General features: G+C 50.2%; 24 protein-coding genes. 1 reads left to right on the top strand and 23 read right to left on the bottom strand.

Going from position 1 to position 10,972, the window contains the following annotated elements:
* Position 1: 1 nt before the first annotated feature.
* The 21 genes from rplO to rpsJ all read right to left on the bottom strand — a co-directional run bounded on the left by rplO (position 2) and on the right by rpsJ (position 9,166).
* A complete protein-coding gene (rplO, locus tag D5066_RS22445; protein ID WP_014885468.1) occupies positions 2-436 on the bottom strand; it encodes a 50S ribosomal protein L15 in 435 nt (144 codons plus the stop codon).
* A 3-nt stretch (positions 437-439) separates the two neighbouring features.
* Positions 440-619 carry a 50S ribosomal protein L30 gene (rpmD, locus tag D5066_RS22440; protein WP_003863301.1) on the bottom strand — a complete coding sequence of 60 codons (180 nt, stop codon included), beginning with the start codon at positions 617-619 and terminating at the stop codon, positions 440-442.
* 6 nt (positions 620-625) lie between these two features.
* The gene (gene rpsE, locus D5066_RS22435) at positions 626-1,126 is read right to left on the bottom strand and encodes a 30S ribosomal protein S5 (protein WP_003863299.1); all 501 of its coding nucleotides are present in this window, start codon (positions 1,124-1,126) and stop codon (positions 626-628) included.
* A 14-nt stretch (positions 1,127-1,140) separates the two neighbouring features.
* Positions 1,141-1,494, bottom strand: a complete 354-nt coding sequence (gene rplR, locus D5066_RS22430; protein ID WP_003863297.1) for a 50S ribosomal protein L18 — start codon at positions 1,492-1,494, stop codon at positions 1,141-1,143.
* Between the two features lie 9 nt (positions 1,495-1,503).
* Positions 1,504-2,037 (bottom strand): 50S ribosomal protein L6, encoded by a 534-nt coding sequence (rplF, locus tag D5066_RS22425; RefSeq protein ID WP_003863296.1) that lies wholly within the window; start codon positions 2,035-2,037, stop codon positions 1,504-1,506.
* Positions 2,038-2,049: 12 nt separating this feature from the next.
* Complete coding sequence (gene rpsH / locus D5066_RS22420; protein WP_006178918.1) at positions 2,050-2,442, bottom strand: 30S ribosomal protein S8; 393 nt, start codon at positions 2,440-2,442, stop codon at positions 2,050-2,052.
* 30 nt (positions 2,443-2,472) lie between these two features.
* The gene (gene rpsN, locus D5066_RS22415; RefSeq protein WP_003863291.1) at positions 2,473-2,778 is read right to left on the bottom strand and encodes a 30S ribosomal protein S14; all 306 of its coding nucleotides are present in this window, start codon (positions 2,776-2,778) and stop codon (positions 2,473-2,475) included.
* A 14-nt stretch (positions 2,779-2,792) separates the two neighbouring features.
* Entirely contained in the window at positions 2,793-3,332 is a 540-nt protein-coding gene (rplE, locus tag D5066_RS22410; RefSeq protein ID WP_001096202.1) for a 50S ribosomal protein L5, read from the bottom strand.
* A 14-nt stretch (positions 3,333-3,346) separates the two neighbouring features.
* Positions 3,347-3,661 carry a 50S ribosomal protein L24 gene (gene rplX, locus D5066_RS22405; protein ID WP_003863287.1) on the bottom strand — a complete coding sequence of 105 codons (315 nt, stop codon included), beginning with the start codon at positions 3,659-3,661 and terminating at the stop codon, positions 3,347-3,349.
* 10 nt (positions 3,662-3,671) lie between these two features.
* Positions 3,672-4,043, bottom strand: coding sequence for a 50S ribosomal protein L14 (gene rplN, locus D5066_RS22400; RefSeq protein ID WP_002919748.1), 372 nt, complete (start codon positions 4,041-4,043; stop codon positions 3,672-3,674).
* A gap of 166 nt (positions 4,044-4,209) precedes the next feature.
* Positions 4,210-4,464: a 30S ribosomal protein S17 gene (gene rpsQ, locus D5066_RS22395; protein WP_008503489.1), complete on the bottom strand. Its 255-nt coding sequence runs from the start codon at positions 4,462-4,464 to the stop codon at positions 4,210-4,212.
* Positions 4,464-4,655 carry a 50S ribosomal protein L29 gene (rpmC, locus tag D5066_RS22390; RefSeq protein ID WP_003863282.1) on the bottom strand — a complete coding sequence of 64 codons (192 nt, stop codon included), beginning with the start codon at positions 4,653-4,655 and terminating at the stop codon, positions 4,464-4,466. Before rpmC ends, rpsQ begins: the two co-directional genes overlap by 1 nt.
* Positions 4,655-5,065 (bottom strand): 50S ribosomal protein L16, encoded by a 411-nt coding sequence (gene rplP / locus D5066_RS22385; RefSeq protein ID WP_002919759.1) that lies wholly within the window; start codon positions 5,063-5,065, stop codon positions 4,655-4,657. Before rplP ends, rpmC begins: the two co-directional genes overlap by 1 nt.
* A gap of 12 nt (positions 5,066-5,077) precedes the next feature.
* Positions 5,078-5,779: a 30S ribosomal protein S3 gene (gene rpsC, locus D5066_RS22380; protein ID WP_000529945.1), complete on the bottom strand. Its 702-nt coding sequence runs from the start codon at positions 5,777-5,779 to the stop codon at positions 5,078-5,080.
* Positions 5,780-5,796: 17 nt separating this feature from the next.
* A complete protein-coding gene (gene rplV, locus D5066_RS22375) occupies positions 5,797-6,129 on the bottom strand; it encodes a 50S ribosomal protein L22 (protein WP_002919773.1) in 333 nt (110 codons plus the stop codon).
* 14 nt (positions 6,130-6,143) lie between these two features.
* On the bottom strand, positions 6,144-6,422 hold the full coding sequence (gene rpsS, locus D5066_RS22370) for a 30S ribosomal protein S19 (protein WP_001138117.1): 279 nt from the start codon (positions 6,420-6,422) through the stop codon (positions 6,144-6,146).
* Between the two features lie 16 nt (positions 6,423-6,438).
* Entirely contained in the window at positions 6,439-7,260 is an 822-nt protein-coding gene (gene rplB, locus D5066_RS22365; protein WP_000301859.1) for a 50S ribosomal protein L2, read from the bottom strand.
* Between the two features lie 17 nt (positions 7,261-7,277).
* Positions 7,278-7,580 carry a 50S ribosomal protein L23 gene (rplW, locus tag D5066_RS22360; protein ID WP_000617546.1) on the bottom strand — a complete coding sequence of 101 codons (303 nt, stop codon included), beginning with the start codon at positions 7,578-7,580 and terminating at the stop codon, positions 7,278-7,280.
* A complete protein-coding gene (gene rplD, locus D5066_RS22355; protein ID WP_000424395.1) occupies positions 7,577-8,182 on the bottom strand; it encodes a 50S ribosomal protein L4 in 606 nt (201 codons plus the stop codon). The genes rplW and rplD overlap by 4 nt, the downstream gene beginning before the upstream one ends.
* 10 nt (positions 8,183-8,192) lie before the next feature.
* Complete coding sequence (rplC, locus tag D5066_RS22350; RefSeq protein ID WP_003863274.1) at positions 8,193-8,822, bottom strand: 50S ribosomal protein L3; 630 nt, start codon at positions 8,820-8,822, stop codon at positions 8,193-8,195.
* Positions 8,823-8,854: 32 nt separating this feature from the next.
* Positions 8,855-9,166 carry a 30S ribosomal protein S10 gene (rpsJ, locus tag D5066_RS22345; protein ID WP_001181005.1) on the bottom strand — a complete coding sequence of 104 codons (312 nt, stop codon included), beginning with the start codon at positions 9,164-9,166 and terminating at the stop codon, positions 8,855-8,857.
* 380 nt (positions 9,167-9,546) lie between these two features.
* On the opposite strand from rpsJ, the gene D5066_RS22340 reads away from it, so the two are divergent.
* Positions 9,547-10,020, top strand: coding sequence for a prepilin peptidase (locus D5066_RS22340; RefSeq protein WP_119917252.1), 474 nt, complete (start codon positions 9,547-9,549; stop codon positions 10,018-10,020).
* Here the strand turns inward: D5066_RS22340 and bfr are convergent.
* Together bfr and bfd are read right to left on the bottom strand one after the other, a co-directional pair.
* Positions 10,004-10,480, bottom strand: coding sequence for a bacterioferritin (bfr, locus tag D5066_RS22335; RefSeq protein WP_003863270.1), 477 nt, complete (start codon positions 10,478-10,480; stop codon positions 10,004-10,006). The two genes, D5066_RS22340 and bfr, sit on opposite strands and share 17 nt — an antisense overlap.
* A gap of 72 nt (positions 10,481-10,552) precedes the next feature.
* Positions 10,553-10,747 carry a bacterioferritin-associated ferredoxin gene (gene bfd / locus D5066_RS22330; RefSeq protein WP_008503493.1) on the bottom strand — a complete coding sequence of 65 codons (195 nt, stop codon included), beginning with the start codon at positions 10,745-10,747 and terminating at the stop codon, positions 10,553-10,555.
* Between the last annotated feature and the right edge of the window lie 225 nt (positions 10,748-10,972).

Below are 10,972 nucleotides of genomic sequence, written 5' to 3'. Positions count from 1 at the left end.
CTTATTCCTCAATTTTACCGCCAGCAGCTTCGATAGCAGCACGAGCACCTTTAGTAACACGCAGGCCACGAACAGTTACCGGAGTAGAAACTTCACCAGACAGGATCACTTTCGCGAACTCGATCTGAATACCGATAATGTTAGCCGCTTTCAGCGTGTTCAGGTCTACAACGCCGCCTTCAACTTTCGCCAGGTCAGACAGACGGATTTCCGCTGTGATCGCTGCTTTGCGAGAGGTGAAGCCGAACTTCGGCAGACGACGGTACAGTGGCATCTGGCCACCCTCGAAACCGCGACGTACGCCACCGCCAGAACGAGAGTTCTGACCTTTGTGACCACGACCACCGGTTTTGCCGAGGCCAGAACCGATACCACGACCCAGGCGTTTACCCGCCTTTTTAGAGCCTTCGGCCGGAGACAGAGTATTTAAACGCATCTCTTACTCCTCAACTTTAACCATGAAGTAAACCGCGTTGACCATACCACGAACAGCAGGAGTATCCTCGCGCTCAACGGTATGACCAATACGACGCAGACCCAGGCCAAGCAGCGTTGCCTTGTGTTTCGGCAGACGACCGATTGCACTGCGGGTTTGAGTGATTTTAATAGTCTTTGCCATGGTCAATTACCCCAGAATTTCTTCAACGGATTTACCACGCTTGGCAGCGACCATTTCTGGAGAATTCATATTTTCCAGGCCATCAATAGTTGCACGAACCACGTTGATCGGGTTGGTGGAACCATATGCTTTAGCCAGTACGTTATGAACCCCAGCAACTTCCAGAACGGCGCGCATTGCACCACCGGCGATGATACCGGTACCTTCTGAAGCTGGCTGCATGAATACACGAGAACCCGTGTGAACACCTTTAACTGGGTGCTGCAGGGTGCCGTTGTTCAGCGCGACGTTAATCATATTGCGACGGGCTTTTTCCATCGCTTTCTGGATCGCTGCTGGAACTTCACGCGCTTTACCGTAACCAAAACCAACGCGACCGTTACCATCGCCTACTACAGTCAGAGCTGTGAAGGAGAAAATACGACCACCTTTAACGGTTTTAGATACGCGGTTTACCGCGATCAGCTTTTCCTGCAGTTCGCCAGCCTGTTTTTCGATGTGAGCCATCTTACACCTCTACCTTAGAACTGAAGGCCAGCTTCACGGGCAGCATCTGCCAGTGCCTGGACACGACCATGATATTGGAACCCGGAACGGTCAAAGGAAACATTGCTGATGCCTTTTTCCAGAGCGCGTTCTGCAACAGCTTTACCTACAGCTGCAGCGGCGTCTTTGTTACCGGTGTACTTCAATTGTTCTGAGATAGCTTTTTCTACAGTAGAAGCAGCTACCAGAACTTCAGAACCGTTCGGTGCAATTACCTGTGCGTAAATATGACGCGGGGTACGATGTACCACCAGGCGAGTTGCACCCAGCTCTTTGAGCTTGCGGCGTGCGCGGGTCGCACGACGGATACGAGCAGATTTCTTATCCATAGTGTTACCTTACTTCTTCTTAGCCTCTTTGGTACGCACGACTTCGTCGGCGTAACGAACACCCTTGCCTTTGTAAGGCTCAGGACGACGGTAGGCGCGCAGATCTGCTGCAACCTGACCGATCAGCTGTTTATCAGCGCCTTTCAGCACGATTTCAGTCTGAGTCGGGCATTCTGCAGTGATACCGGCCGGCAGCGGATGCTCAACAGGGTGTGAGAAGCCCAGAGACAGGCCTACTGCATTCCCTTTGATAGCTGCACGATAACCTACACCAACCAGCTGAAGCTTTTTAGTGAAGCCTTCGGTAACACCAACAACCATTGAGTTCAGCAGGGCACGCGCGGTACCAGCCTGAGCCCATCCATCCACGAAACCATCACGTGGACCGAAGGTCAGAGCGTTATCTGCATGTTTAACTTCAACAGCTTTGTTGAGGGTACGAGTCAGCTCGCCGTTTTTACCTTTGATCGTAATAACCTGACCGTCGATTTTTACATCAACGCCGGCAGGAATAACGACCGGTGCTTTAGCAACACGAGACATTCTTTCCTCCGATTAGGCTACGTAGCAGATAATTTCGCCACCAAGACCAGCCTGGCGCGCTGCACGATCAGTCATAACACCTTTAGAGGTAGAAACAACTGCGATACCAAGGCCAGCCATAACTTTTGGCAGCTCATCTTTTTTCTTATAGATGCGCAGACCTGGGCGGCTGACACGCTGAATGCTTTCTACAACAGCTTTACCCTGGAAATACTTGAGAGTAAGTTCCAGTTCCGGCTTGGTGTCGCCTTCAACTTTAAAATCTTCGATAAAACCTTCTTCCTTCAGCACGTTGGCAATTGCCACTTTCAGCTTGGCGGAAGGCATGGTGACCGCAACTTTGTTCGCGGCCTGACCGTTACGGATACGGGTCAGCATATCCGCGATCGGATCTTGCATGCTCATCTGTCTTTACTCCCGTGATTCAATTGGTAATTACCAGCTAGCCTTTTTCAAGCCTGGCACTTCACCGCGCATGGCGGCTTCACGCAGTTTGATACGGCTCAACCCAAACTTGCCCACATAACCATGTGGACGACCTGTTTGACGACAGCGGTTACGCTGACGAGACGGGCTGGAATCACGCGGCAGAGACTGCAGCTTGAGAACCGCATTCCAACGATCTTCGTCGGAAGCGTTCACATCAGAAATGATCGCTTTCAGTTCAGCGCGTTTAGCGAAGAATTTATCAGCTAAAGCTACGCGCTTTACTTCGCGTGCTTTCATTGATTGCTTAGCCATTCAGTAACCCTACCTTACTTGCGGAACGGGAAGTCAAAGGCAGCCAGCAGAGCACGGCCTTCTTCGTCAGATTTCGCAGTAGTGGTAATGGTAATATCCAAACCACGCACGCGGTCGACTTTATCGTAGTCGATTTCTGGGAAGATGATCTGCTCACGGACACCCATGCTGTAGTTACCACGACCGTCGAAAGACTTAGCGGACAAGCCACGGAAGTCACGGATACGTGGAACAGCAATAGTGATCAGGCGCTCAAAGAACTCCCACATGCGTTCGCCACGCAGAGTTACTTTACAGCCGATCGGATAGCCCTGACGGATTTTGAAGCCTGCAACAGATTTGCGTGCTTTGGTGATCAGCGGTTTTTGACCGGAGATTGCTGTCAGATCAGCTGCTGCGTTATCCAGCAGTTTCTTGTCAGCGATCGCTTCACCAACACCCATGTTCAGGGTGATCTTCTCGACCCGAGGGACTTGCATGACAGAATTGTAGTTAAACTCGGTCATGAGTTTCTTAACTACTTCGTCTTTGTAGTAATCATGCAGTTTCGCCATCGTACTACTCCAAATTACTTGATAGTTTCGCTGTTAGACTTGAAGAAACGGACTTTTTTGCCGTCTTCGAATCTAAAGCCTACACGGTCAGCCTTGCCGGTAGCCGCATTGAAGATTGCAACGTTAGAAACCTGAATAGCAGCTTCTTTTTCAACGATGCCGCCTGGTTGGTTCAGGGCCGGAACCGGCTTCTGATGTTTCTTAACCAGGTTGATACCTTCAACGACAAGTTTGCCGGAAGACAGAACATTTTTTACTTTACCGCGTTTACCTTTATCTTTACCGGTTAACACGATAACTTCGTCATCACGACGGATTTTCGCTGCCATGATTCGCTCCTTAGAGTACTTCTGGTGCCAGAGAGATAATTTTCATGAACTTCTCAGTACGAAGTTCACGAGTTACCGGCCCAAAGATACGCGTGCCGATAGGCTGCTCGCTGTTATTGTTTAAAATAACGCATGCATTACCATCGAAGCGAATGACAGAACCGTCAGGGCGACGAACACCCTTCTTGGTGCGCACCACTACCGCCTTCAGCACATCACCTTTTTTGACCTTACCACGTGGAATTGCTTCCTTGATGGTGATCTTGATGATGTCGCCTACGCCTGCGTAGCGACGGTGCGAGCCACCCAGAACCTTGATACACATTACGCGACGTGCACCGGAGTTGTCGGCGACGTTCAGCATAGTCTGTTCTTGGATCATTTTAGTGCTCCGCTAATGTCAACTACTACCTGAGACTCTAAAATCAGAGCCGTTAAAAAGCCCCATATCGAGGGCGCGGCATTATAACACCGCTTCTGCAATATGGGTAGAAAAAATAAACGGCTCATCGCTGAGCCGTTTATTCGTATTGAGAAGGCGTACTGTATTACAGAACCGCTTTCTCTACAACGCGAACCAGCGTCCAGGACTTAGTCTTGGACAGTGGACGGCATTCACGGATTTCAACCTTGTCGCCGATACCACATTCGTTGTTCTCGTCATGTACGTGCAGTTTGGTCGTACGCTTGATGAATTTACCGTAGATCGGGTGTTTCACAATACGTTCGATAGCTACAACAATGGATTTCTCCATTTTGTCGCTAACAACACGACCTTGCAGAGTACGGATTTTATCGGTCATTACGCACCCGCCTTCTGAGTCAGTAAAGTCTTAACGCGTGCAACATTGCGACGCACTTGCTTCAGCAGGTGAGTCTGTTGCAGCTGGCCACTTGCAGCCTGCATACGCAGGTTGAACTGCTCACGCAGCAGGTTCAGCAGCTCAGCGTTCAGCTCTTCAACGCTTTTTTCACGCAGCTCTTTTGCTTTCATTACATCACCGTCTTAGTTACAAAGGTGGTTTTGATAGGCAGTTTCGCTGCTGCCAGGCCGAAGGCTTCACGGGCCAGCTCTTCCGGAACACCGTCCATTTCATAAAGGACTTTGCCCGGTTGGATCAAGGCAACCCAGTACTCCACGTTACCTTTACCTTTACCCATACGAACTTCCAGCGGCTTCTCGGTGATCGGTTTGTCCGGGAATACACGGATCCAGATCTTACCTTGACGCTTAACTGCACGGGTCATTGCACGACGTGCTGCTTCGATCTGACGTGCAGTCAGACGACCACGGCCAACAGCTTTCAGACCGAAAGTGCCGAAGCTAACATCCGTACCCTGCGCCAGACCACGGTTGCGGCCTTTGTGCACTTTACGGAATTTTGTACGCTTTGGTTGTAACATCAGCGACGCTCCTTATTTACGGCCTTTACGCTGCTGCTTTTTAGGTTGAGCAGCCGGTTTTTCCGGTTGTTCAACAGCAGCCATACCACCCAGGATCTCACCTTTGAAGATCCATACCTTAACGCCGATTACACCGTAAGTGGTGTGCGCTTCAGAGGTGTTGTAGTCAATGTCAGCACGCAGAGTGTGCAGCGGTACGCGACCTTCACGGTACCATTCGGTACGTGCGATTTCCGCGCCGCCCAGACGGCCGCTAACTTCAACTTTGATACCTTTAGCGCCCAGACGCATTGCGTTCTGTACAGCACGCTTCATAGCACGACGGAACATAACACGACGTTCCAGCTGTGAAGTGATGCTGTCAGCAACCAATTTAGCGTCCAGTTCAGGCTTACGAACTTCAGCGATATTGATCTGTGCAGGAACGCCAGCGATATCCGCTACGACCTTGCGCAGTTTTTCTACGTCTTCGCCTTTCTTACCGATAACGATGCCAGGACGAGCAGTGTGAATAGTCACACGGATGCTCTTCGCTGGACGCTCGATAACGATACGAGATACAGACGCTTTAGCCAGTTCCTTAGTCAGGTACTGACGTACTTTAAAATCGCTGTCCAGGTTGTCAGCGAATTCTTTGGTGTTCGCAAACCAGGTAGAGTTCCATGGTTTTACAATACCCAGGCGAATACCATTAGGATGTACTTTCTGACCCATTGCTAGTCTCCAGAGTCTCAGCGATCGGACACAACCACAGTAATGTGGCTGGTGCGCTTCAGGATGCGATCTGCACGACCTTTCGCACGCGGCATAATGCGCTTCATGCTTGGGCCTTCATCTACGAAAATTTTCGCGACTTTCAGATCGTCGATGTCAGCGCCATCGTTGTGTTCAGCGTTAGCAATGGCAGATTCCAGTACTTTCTTGACCAATACCGCAGCTTTCTTGTTGGTATAGGTCAGGATGTCCAGGGCCTGCGACACTTTCTTACCGCGAATCAGGTCAGCAACAAGGCGAACCTTCTGTGCAGAAGAACGAGCATGGCGATGTTGAGCTAAAGTTTCCATCTCTTCCTCCTACCTTATTTCTTCTTCGCTTTTTTATCAGCAGCGTGGCCGCGATAAGTACGAGTCGGTGCGAATTCACCCAGTTTGTGACCAACCATTTCGTCGGTAACAAAGACTGGAACGTGCTGACGACCATTATGGACAGCGATGGTCAAACCGATCATGTTAGGAAAGATCGTTGAACGACGGGACCAAGTGCGCAGGGGCTTCTTGTCTCCGCTTTCCACCGCTTTCTCTACCTTCTTCAGCAAGTGCAGGTCAATAAAAGGACCTTTCTTGAGAGAACGTGGCATGGCTTATCCTCTAAAATTATTTGCTACGGCGACGTACGATAAATTTATCAGTACGCTTGTTGCTGCGGGTCTTCTTACCTTTGGTCTGAACGCCCCACGGAGTTACCGGGTGCTTACCAAAGTTACGACCTTCACCACCACCATGTGGGTGGTCGACTGGGTTCATCGCAGTACCGCGAACGGTAGGACGAACACCACGCCAGCGTGCAGCACCTGCTTTACCCAGAACGCGCAGCATATGCTCAGCATTGCCAACTTCGCCCAGAGTAGCGCGGCAGTCTGCTTCGACTTTACGCATTTCACCAGAACGCAGACGCAGGGTGACATAAGCACCGTCACGCGCAACGATCTGAACGTAAGTACCAGCGGAACGTGCCAGCTGACCGCCTTTACCTGGTTTCATTTCTACGTTATGAACGGTAGAACCAACCGGGATATTGCGCATCGGCAGGGTGTTGCCTGCTTTGATTGCAGCATCAACGCCAGACTGAATCTGGTCGCCAGCTTTCAGGCCTTTAGGGGCCAGGATGTAACGGCGTTCGCCATCTTTGTACAGAACCAGCGCGATGTTCGCGGAACGGTTCGGATCGTACTCAAGACGCTCAACAACTGCTGGGATACCGTCTTTGTTGCGTTTGAAGTCAACAATACGATAAGCCTGCTTGTGGCCACCACCGATGTGACGAGTGGTGATACGGCCATTGTTGTTACGACCACCGGATTTGCTGTTTTTTTCCAGCAACGGAGCAAAAGGTTTGCCCTTGTGCAGCTCAGGGTTAACCACTTTAACTACGTGGCGACGACCCGGAGATGTCGGTTTACATTTAACAACTGCCATTGTATTACTCCTCCGACTTACTCAGCGCCGCCAACGAAGTCCAGGTTCTGGCCTTCTTTAAGGGTGACGTAAGCTTTTTTCCAGTCGCTACGACGACCGATACGCTGTCCGTGACGTTTAACTTTCCCTTTAACTACCAGGGTGTTAACGACTTCGACTTCGACTTCAAACAGTTTCTGCACAGCAGCTTTGATCTCTGCTTTGGTCGCGTCTTTAGCAACTTTGAGAACGATGGTGTTTGTTTTTTCCATCGCAGTAGACGCTTTTTCAGAAACGTGCGGTGCGCGTAGCACCTTCAGCAGACGTTCTTCACGAATCATGCCAGCATCTCCTCAACTTGCTTAACAGCATCAGCAGTCATTACGACTTTGTCGAAGGCGATCAGGCTAACCGGGTCGATACCAGTCGCATCGCGTACGTCAACCTTGTGCAGGTTACGTGCGGCCAGGAACAGGTTCTCGTCCAGCTCACCGGTGATGATCAGCACATCTTCCAGAGCCATGTCTTTCAGTTTCTGTGCCAGCAGCTTAGTTTTAGGCGCTTCAACAGAGAACTTCTCGACAACGATGAGACGATCCTGACGTACCAGTTCGGACAGGATGCTTTTCAGCGCGCCGCGGTACATCTTTTTGTTAACTTTTTGACTGTGGTCCTGTGGACGCGCAGCGAAGGTCACGCCACCTGAACGCCAGATCGGGCTCTTGATAGAACCTGAACGCGCACGGCCGGTACCTTTCTGGCGCCATGGCTTTTTGCCAGAACCAGTTACTTCAGCACGAGTCTTCTGAGCACGAGTACCCTGACGAGCACCAGCTGCATAAGCAACAACAACCTGGTGAACCAGCGCTTCGTTGAAATCACGACCGAAGGTAGTTTCGGAAACAGTCAGCGCGCTCTGCGCGTCTTTCAATACTAATTCCATTGCTATCCCCTTACGCCTTCACAGCTGGTTTAACGATCAGGTCGCTACCGGTTGCACCCGGGACCGCACCTTTAACCAGCAGCAGGTTGCGCTCAGCGTCAACACGTACTACGTCCAGGCTCTGAACGGTTACACGTTCGTTACCCAGCTGACCTGCCATTTTCTTGCCTTTGAACACTTTGCCCGGAGTCTGGTTCTGACCGATAGAACCCGGAACGCGGTGAGACAAGGAGTTACCGTGAGTAGCGTCCTGGGTACGGAAGTTCCAGCGCTTAACGGTACCAGCAAAACCTTTACCTTTAGAGGTACCGGTTACGTCAACTTTTTTAACGTCAGCAAACAGCTCAACGCTAATGTCCTGACCTACGGTGAACTCTTCGCCTTCAGCAAGACGGAATTCCCACAGACCACGGCCAGCTTCTACGCCAGCTTTAGCGAAGTGACCCGCTTCTGGTTTGGTTACACGGTTAGCTTTTTTAGCACCAGTGGTAACCTGAATAGCGCGGTAGCCATCGTTAGCCAGATCTTTAACCTGAGTAACGCGGTTTGCTTCAACTTCGATTACGGTTACTGGGATAGAAACGCCATCTTCAGTGAAGATGCGGGTCATACCCACTTTTTTACCGACTAAACCAATCATTGTTTCAACCTCTCAATCGCTCGATGACCTGATTAACCCAGGCTGATCTGCACGTCTACACCGGCAGCCAGATCCAGACGCATCAGAGCATCAACGGTTTTCTCAGTTGGCTCAACGATGTCAACCAGACGCTTGTGAGTGCGGATTTCGTACTGATCGCGCGCGTCTTTGTTAACGTGCGGGGAGATCAGAACGGTGAAGCGCTCTTTGCGGGTCGGCAGCGGGATCGGACCACGGACTTGCGCACCAGTGCGCTTAGCAGTCTCGACGATTTCCGCGGTTGATTGATCGATCAGACGATGATCAAACGCTTTAAGGCGGATACGGATTCTTTGGTTCTGCATGAGACCAGAGCTCCAATTATTTTATAAACGAAAATGATTACTCCTCAAACCCATTACGATTGATGGGAGAGTGTAACCGTTCTTACGTAGCTCCCCAATTGGGAGCATTGTTGAGTAACAAAATGAGCTACTCTGGTTCTGATTGAACCCGCCGTCAATTACGACAAGCCCGCGCATTATACGTAAATCAGAGAAAGACGCAAGTGCCGTTTATAAATTAAGCGTCAAAGGCATGGTATGCGTAAGGATGCGCAACTTTTTTCGCAATGTAACCTTCCCCGACTCTTTGTTGGAAGGCACTACGCAATTGTTGGTGTTGTCCATTGCCGGATAAGCAGATTATGGCGAGGATGCGCTCAAACCCGTTTGAGGCCTTTTCCATGCTAACTACCCTCCCCTTTCTGCTGATCTATTTTTCGCTGACGGTCTTCCTCGTACATGCCGATCTTCGCCATGGTTTACTTCCCGATAAATTTCTCTGCCCGCTACTATGGGCGGGTCTGCTCTTTCAGCTCTATGTCCATCCTGATTTTCTGCCGAGTGCGGTGGTGGGTGCGATGGCAGGATATGTCGGTTTTGCCATTATTTACTGGGGCTATCGGTTTATCTGCCGGCGGGAAGGGATGGGATACGGTGATGTGAAGTATCTGTCAGCACTGGGCGCGTGGCATGGGTGGTGCATACTTCCAACGCTGACGTTACTCGCCGCGCTGATGGCACTTCTTTGCATTCTTAGCTTTTCGTTTCTCAACCCAGATAAGGAGGTATTAAAAAACCCACTGCCTTTTGGGCCATTTCTGGCAGCAGCGGGTTTATGCGTTGGCTGGGAAAACCTGATTAGCTTTCCACTTTGATCTGCGATTGTAGATAGTTCTGCAGTCCAATTTTACTAATGAGATCCAGTTCGGTTTCCAGCCAGTCGATGTGGCCTTCTTCATCGGCAAGGATCTGGATCATCATATCACGGCTAACATAGTCATGGACGCTGTCAGCATAAGCAATGGCTTCACGCAGATCTTTCGCACCTTCCAGCTCCAGCCGGAGGTCAGAACGCAGCATCTCTTCGACATCCTCACCGATGCCCAGCTTGCCGAGATCCTGCAGGTTTGGGATGCCTTCAAGGAATAAGATACGCTCGATGTATTTATCGGCGTGTTTCATCTCATCAATGGACTCATGATATTCAACATCGTTGAGGCGAGTCAGCCCCCAGTTTTTGAACATTCTTGCATGAAGAAAATACTGGTTGATTGCGACAAGCTCATTTCCCAATAATTTATTGAGATAACTTATGATTTTAACATCACCTTTCATTATATAGTCCCTCCGCTTCCACTCATTGAAGCGTAGATCGGGCTACGGGGATGTCAAAAAAAAGATGGGCGCTTACGCGATCTCTTTGTATTCCGGGATCTGCATCAGTTCGTCCTGCATAATCTCACGCGCTGCGCGAACGCATTTACCGCATTGATTTCCCACTGGAACAAACTTGCGAAGCTGCTGAAATGACTGTGGCTGAAACTGGCGAACGGCCTGACGTATTTTTTTGTCGCTTACACCATTACATAAACAAACGTACATAAAGACTCCCGTTCAAAATATGCGCAAAGTGTAAGTGAGAATGGTTATGATTACAATAGCACAAGCGCCGGAATACGGGGCGGGAGCGGACAAAAAATGCGAGTTTTTATGGCAACGACTCTACAGTAGAAAACAAAAAAGGACGCCGAAGCGTCCTTTTTTTATTCAGGGATCATTAATTAGCCCAGAACTTTAGCAACAACGCCCGCGCCAACGGTACGGCCG

This window comes from Enterobacter chuandaensis, assembly GCF_003594915.1.
GTDB lineage: Bacteria > Pseudomonadota > Gammaproteobacteria > Enterobacterales > Enterobacteriaceae > Enterobacter > Enterobacter chuandaensis.
The sequence above is the reverse complement of the archived record's forward strand: the minus strand, read 5'-3'. Positions and strand labels throughout refer to the sequence as shown.

Bases quoted from the DNA above. Each gene is read 5' to 3' on its own strand.
- rplO (WP_014885468.1), bottom strand. From the start codon at position 436: ATGCGTTTAAATACTCTGTCTCCGGCCGAAGGCTCTAAAAAGGCGGGT.
- rpmD (WP_003863301.1), bottom strand. From the start codon at position 619: ATGGCAAAGACTATTAAAATCACTCAAACCCGCAGTGCAATCGGTCGT.
- rpsE (WP_003863299.1), bottom strand. From the start codon at position 1,126: ATGGCTCACATCGAAAAACAGGCTGGCGAACTGCAGGAAAAGCTGATC.
- rplR (WP_003863297.1), bottom strand. From the start codon at position 1,494: ATGGATAAGAAATCTGCTCGTATCCGTCGTGCGACCCGCGCACGCCGC.
- rplF (WP_003863296.1), bottom strand. From the start codon at position 2,037: ATGTCTCGTGTTGCTAAAGCACCGGTCGTTATTCCTGCCGGCGTTGAT.
- rpsH (WP_006178918.1), bottom strand. From the start codon at position 2,442: ATGAGCATGCAAGATCCGATCGCGGATATGCTGACCCGTATCCGTAAC.
- rpsN (WP_003863291.1), bottom strand. From the start codon at position 2,778: ATGGCTAAGCAATCAATGAAAGCACGCGAAGTAAAGCGCGTAGCTTTA.
- rplE (WP_001096202.1), bottom strand. From the start codon at position 3,332: ATGGCGAAACTGCATGATTACTACAAAGACGAAGTAGTTAAGAAACTC.
- rplX (WP_003863287.1), bottom strand. From the start codon at position 3,661: ATGGCAGCGAAAATCCGTCGTGATGACGAAGTTATCGTGTTAACCGGT.
- rplN (WP_002919748.1), bottom strand. From the start codon at position 4,043: ATGATCCAAGAACAGACTATGCTGAACGTCGCCGACAACTCCGGTGCA.
- rpsQ (WP_008503489.1), bottom strand. From the start codon at position 4,464: ATGACCGATAAAATCCGTACTCTGCAAGGTCGTGTTGTTAGCGACAAA.
- rpmC (WP_003863282.1), bottom strand. From the start codon at position 4,655: ATGAAAGCAAAAGAGCTGCGTGAAAAAAGCGTTGAAGAGCTGAACGCT.
- rplP (WP_002919759.1), bottom strand. From the start codon at position 5,065: ATGTTACAACCAAAGCGTACAAAATTCCGTAAAGTGCACAAAGGCCGC.
- rpsC (WP_000529945.1), bottom strand. From the start codon at position 5,779: ATGGGTCAGAAAGTACATCCTAATGGTATTCGCCTGGGTATTGTAAAA.
- rplV (WP_002919773.1), bottom strand. From the start codon at position 6,129: ATGGAAACTTTAGCTCAACATCGCCATGCTCGTTCTTCTGCACAGAAG.
- rpsS (WP_001138117.1), bottom strand. From the start codon at position 6,422: ATGCCACGTTCTCTCAAGAAAGGTCCTTTTATTGACCTGCACTTGCTG.
- rplB (WP_000301859.1), bottom strand. From the start codon at position 7,260: ATGGCAGTTGTTAAATGTAAACCGACATCTCCGGGTCGTCGCCACGTA.
- rplW (WP_000617546.1), bottom strand. From the start codon at position 7,580: ATGATTCGTGAAGAACGTCTGCTGAAGGTGCTACGCGCACCGCACGTT.
- rplD (WP_000424395.1), bottom strand. From the start codon at position 8,182: ATGGAATTAGTATTGAAAGACGCGCAGAGCGCGCTGACTGTTTCCGAA.
- rplC (WP_003863274.1), bottom strand. From the start codon at position 8,822: ATGATTGGTTTAGTCGGTAAAAAAGTGGGTATGACCCGCATCTTCACT.
- rpsJ (WP_001181005.1), bottom strand. From the start codon at position 9,166: ATGCAGAACCAAAGAATCCGTATCCGCCTTAAAGCGTTTGATCATCGT.
- D5066_RS22340 (WP_119917252.1), top strand. From the start codon at position 9,547: ATGCTAACTACCCTCCCCTTTCTGCTGATCTATTTTTCGCTGACGGTC.
- bfr (WP_003863270.1), bottom strand. From the start codon at position 10,480: ATGAAAGGTGATGTTAAAATCATAAGTTATCTCAATAAATTATTGGGA.
- bfd (WP_008503493.1), bottom strand. From the start codon at position 10,747: ATGTACGTTTGTTTATGTAATGGTGTAAGCGACAAAAAAATACGTCAG.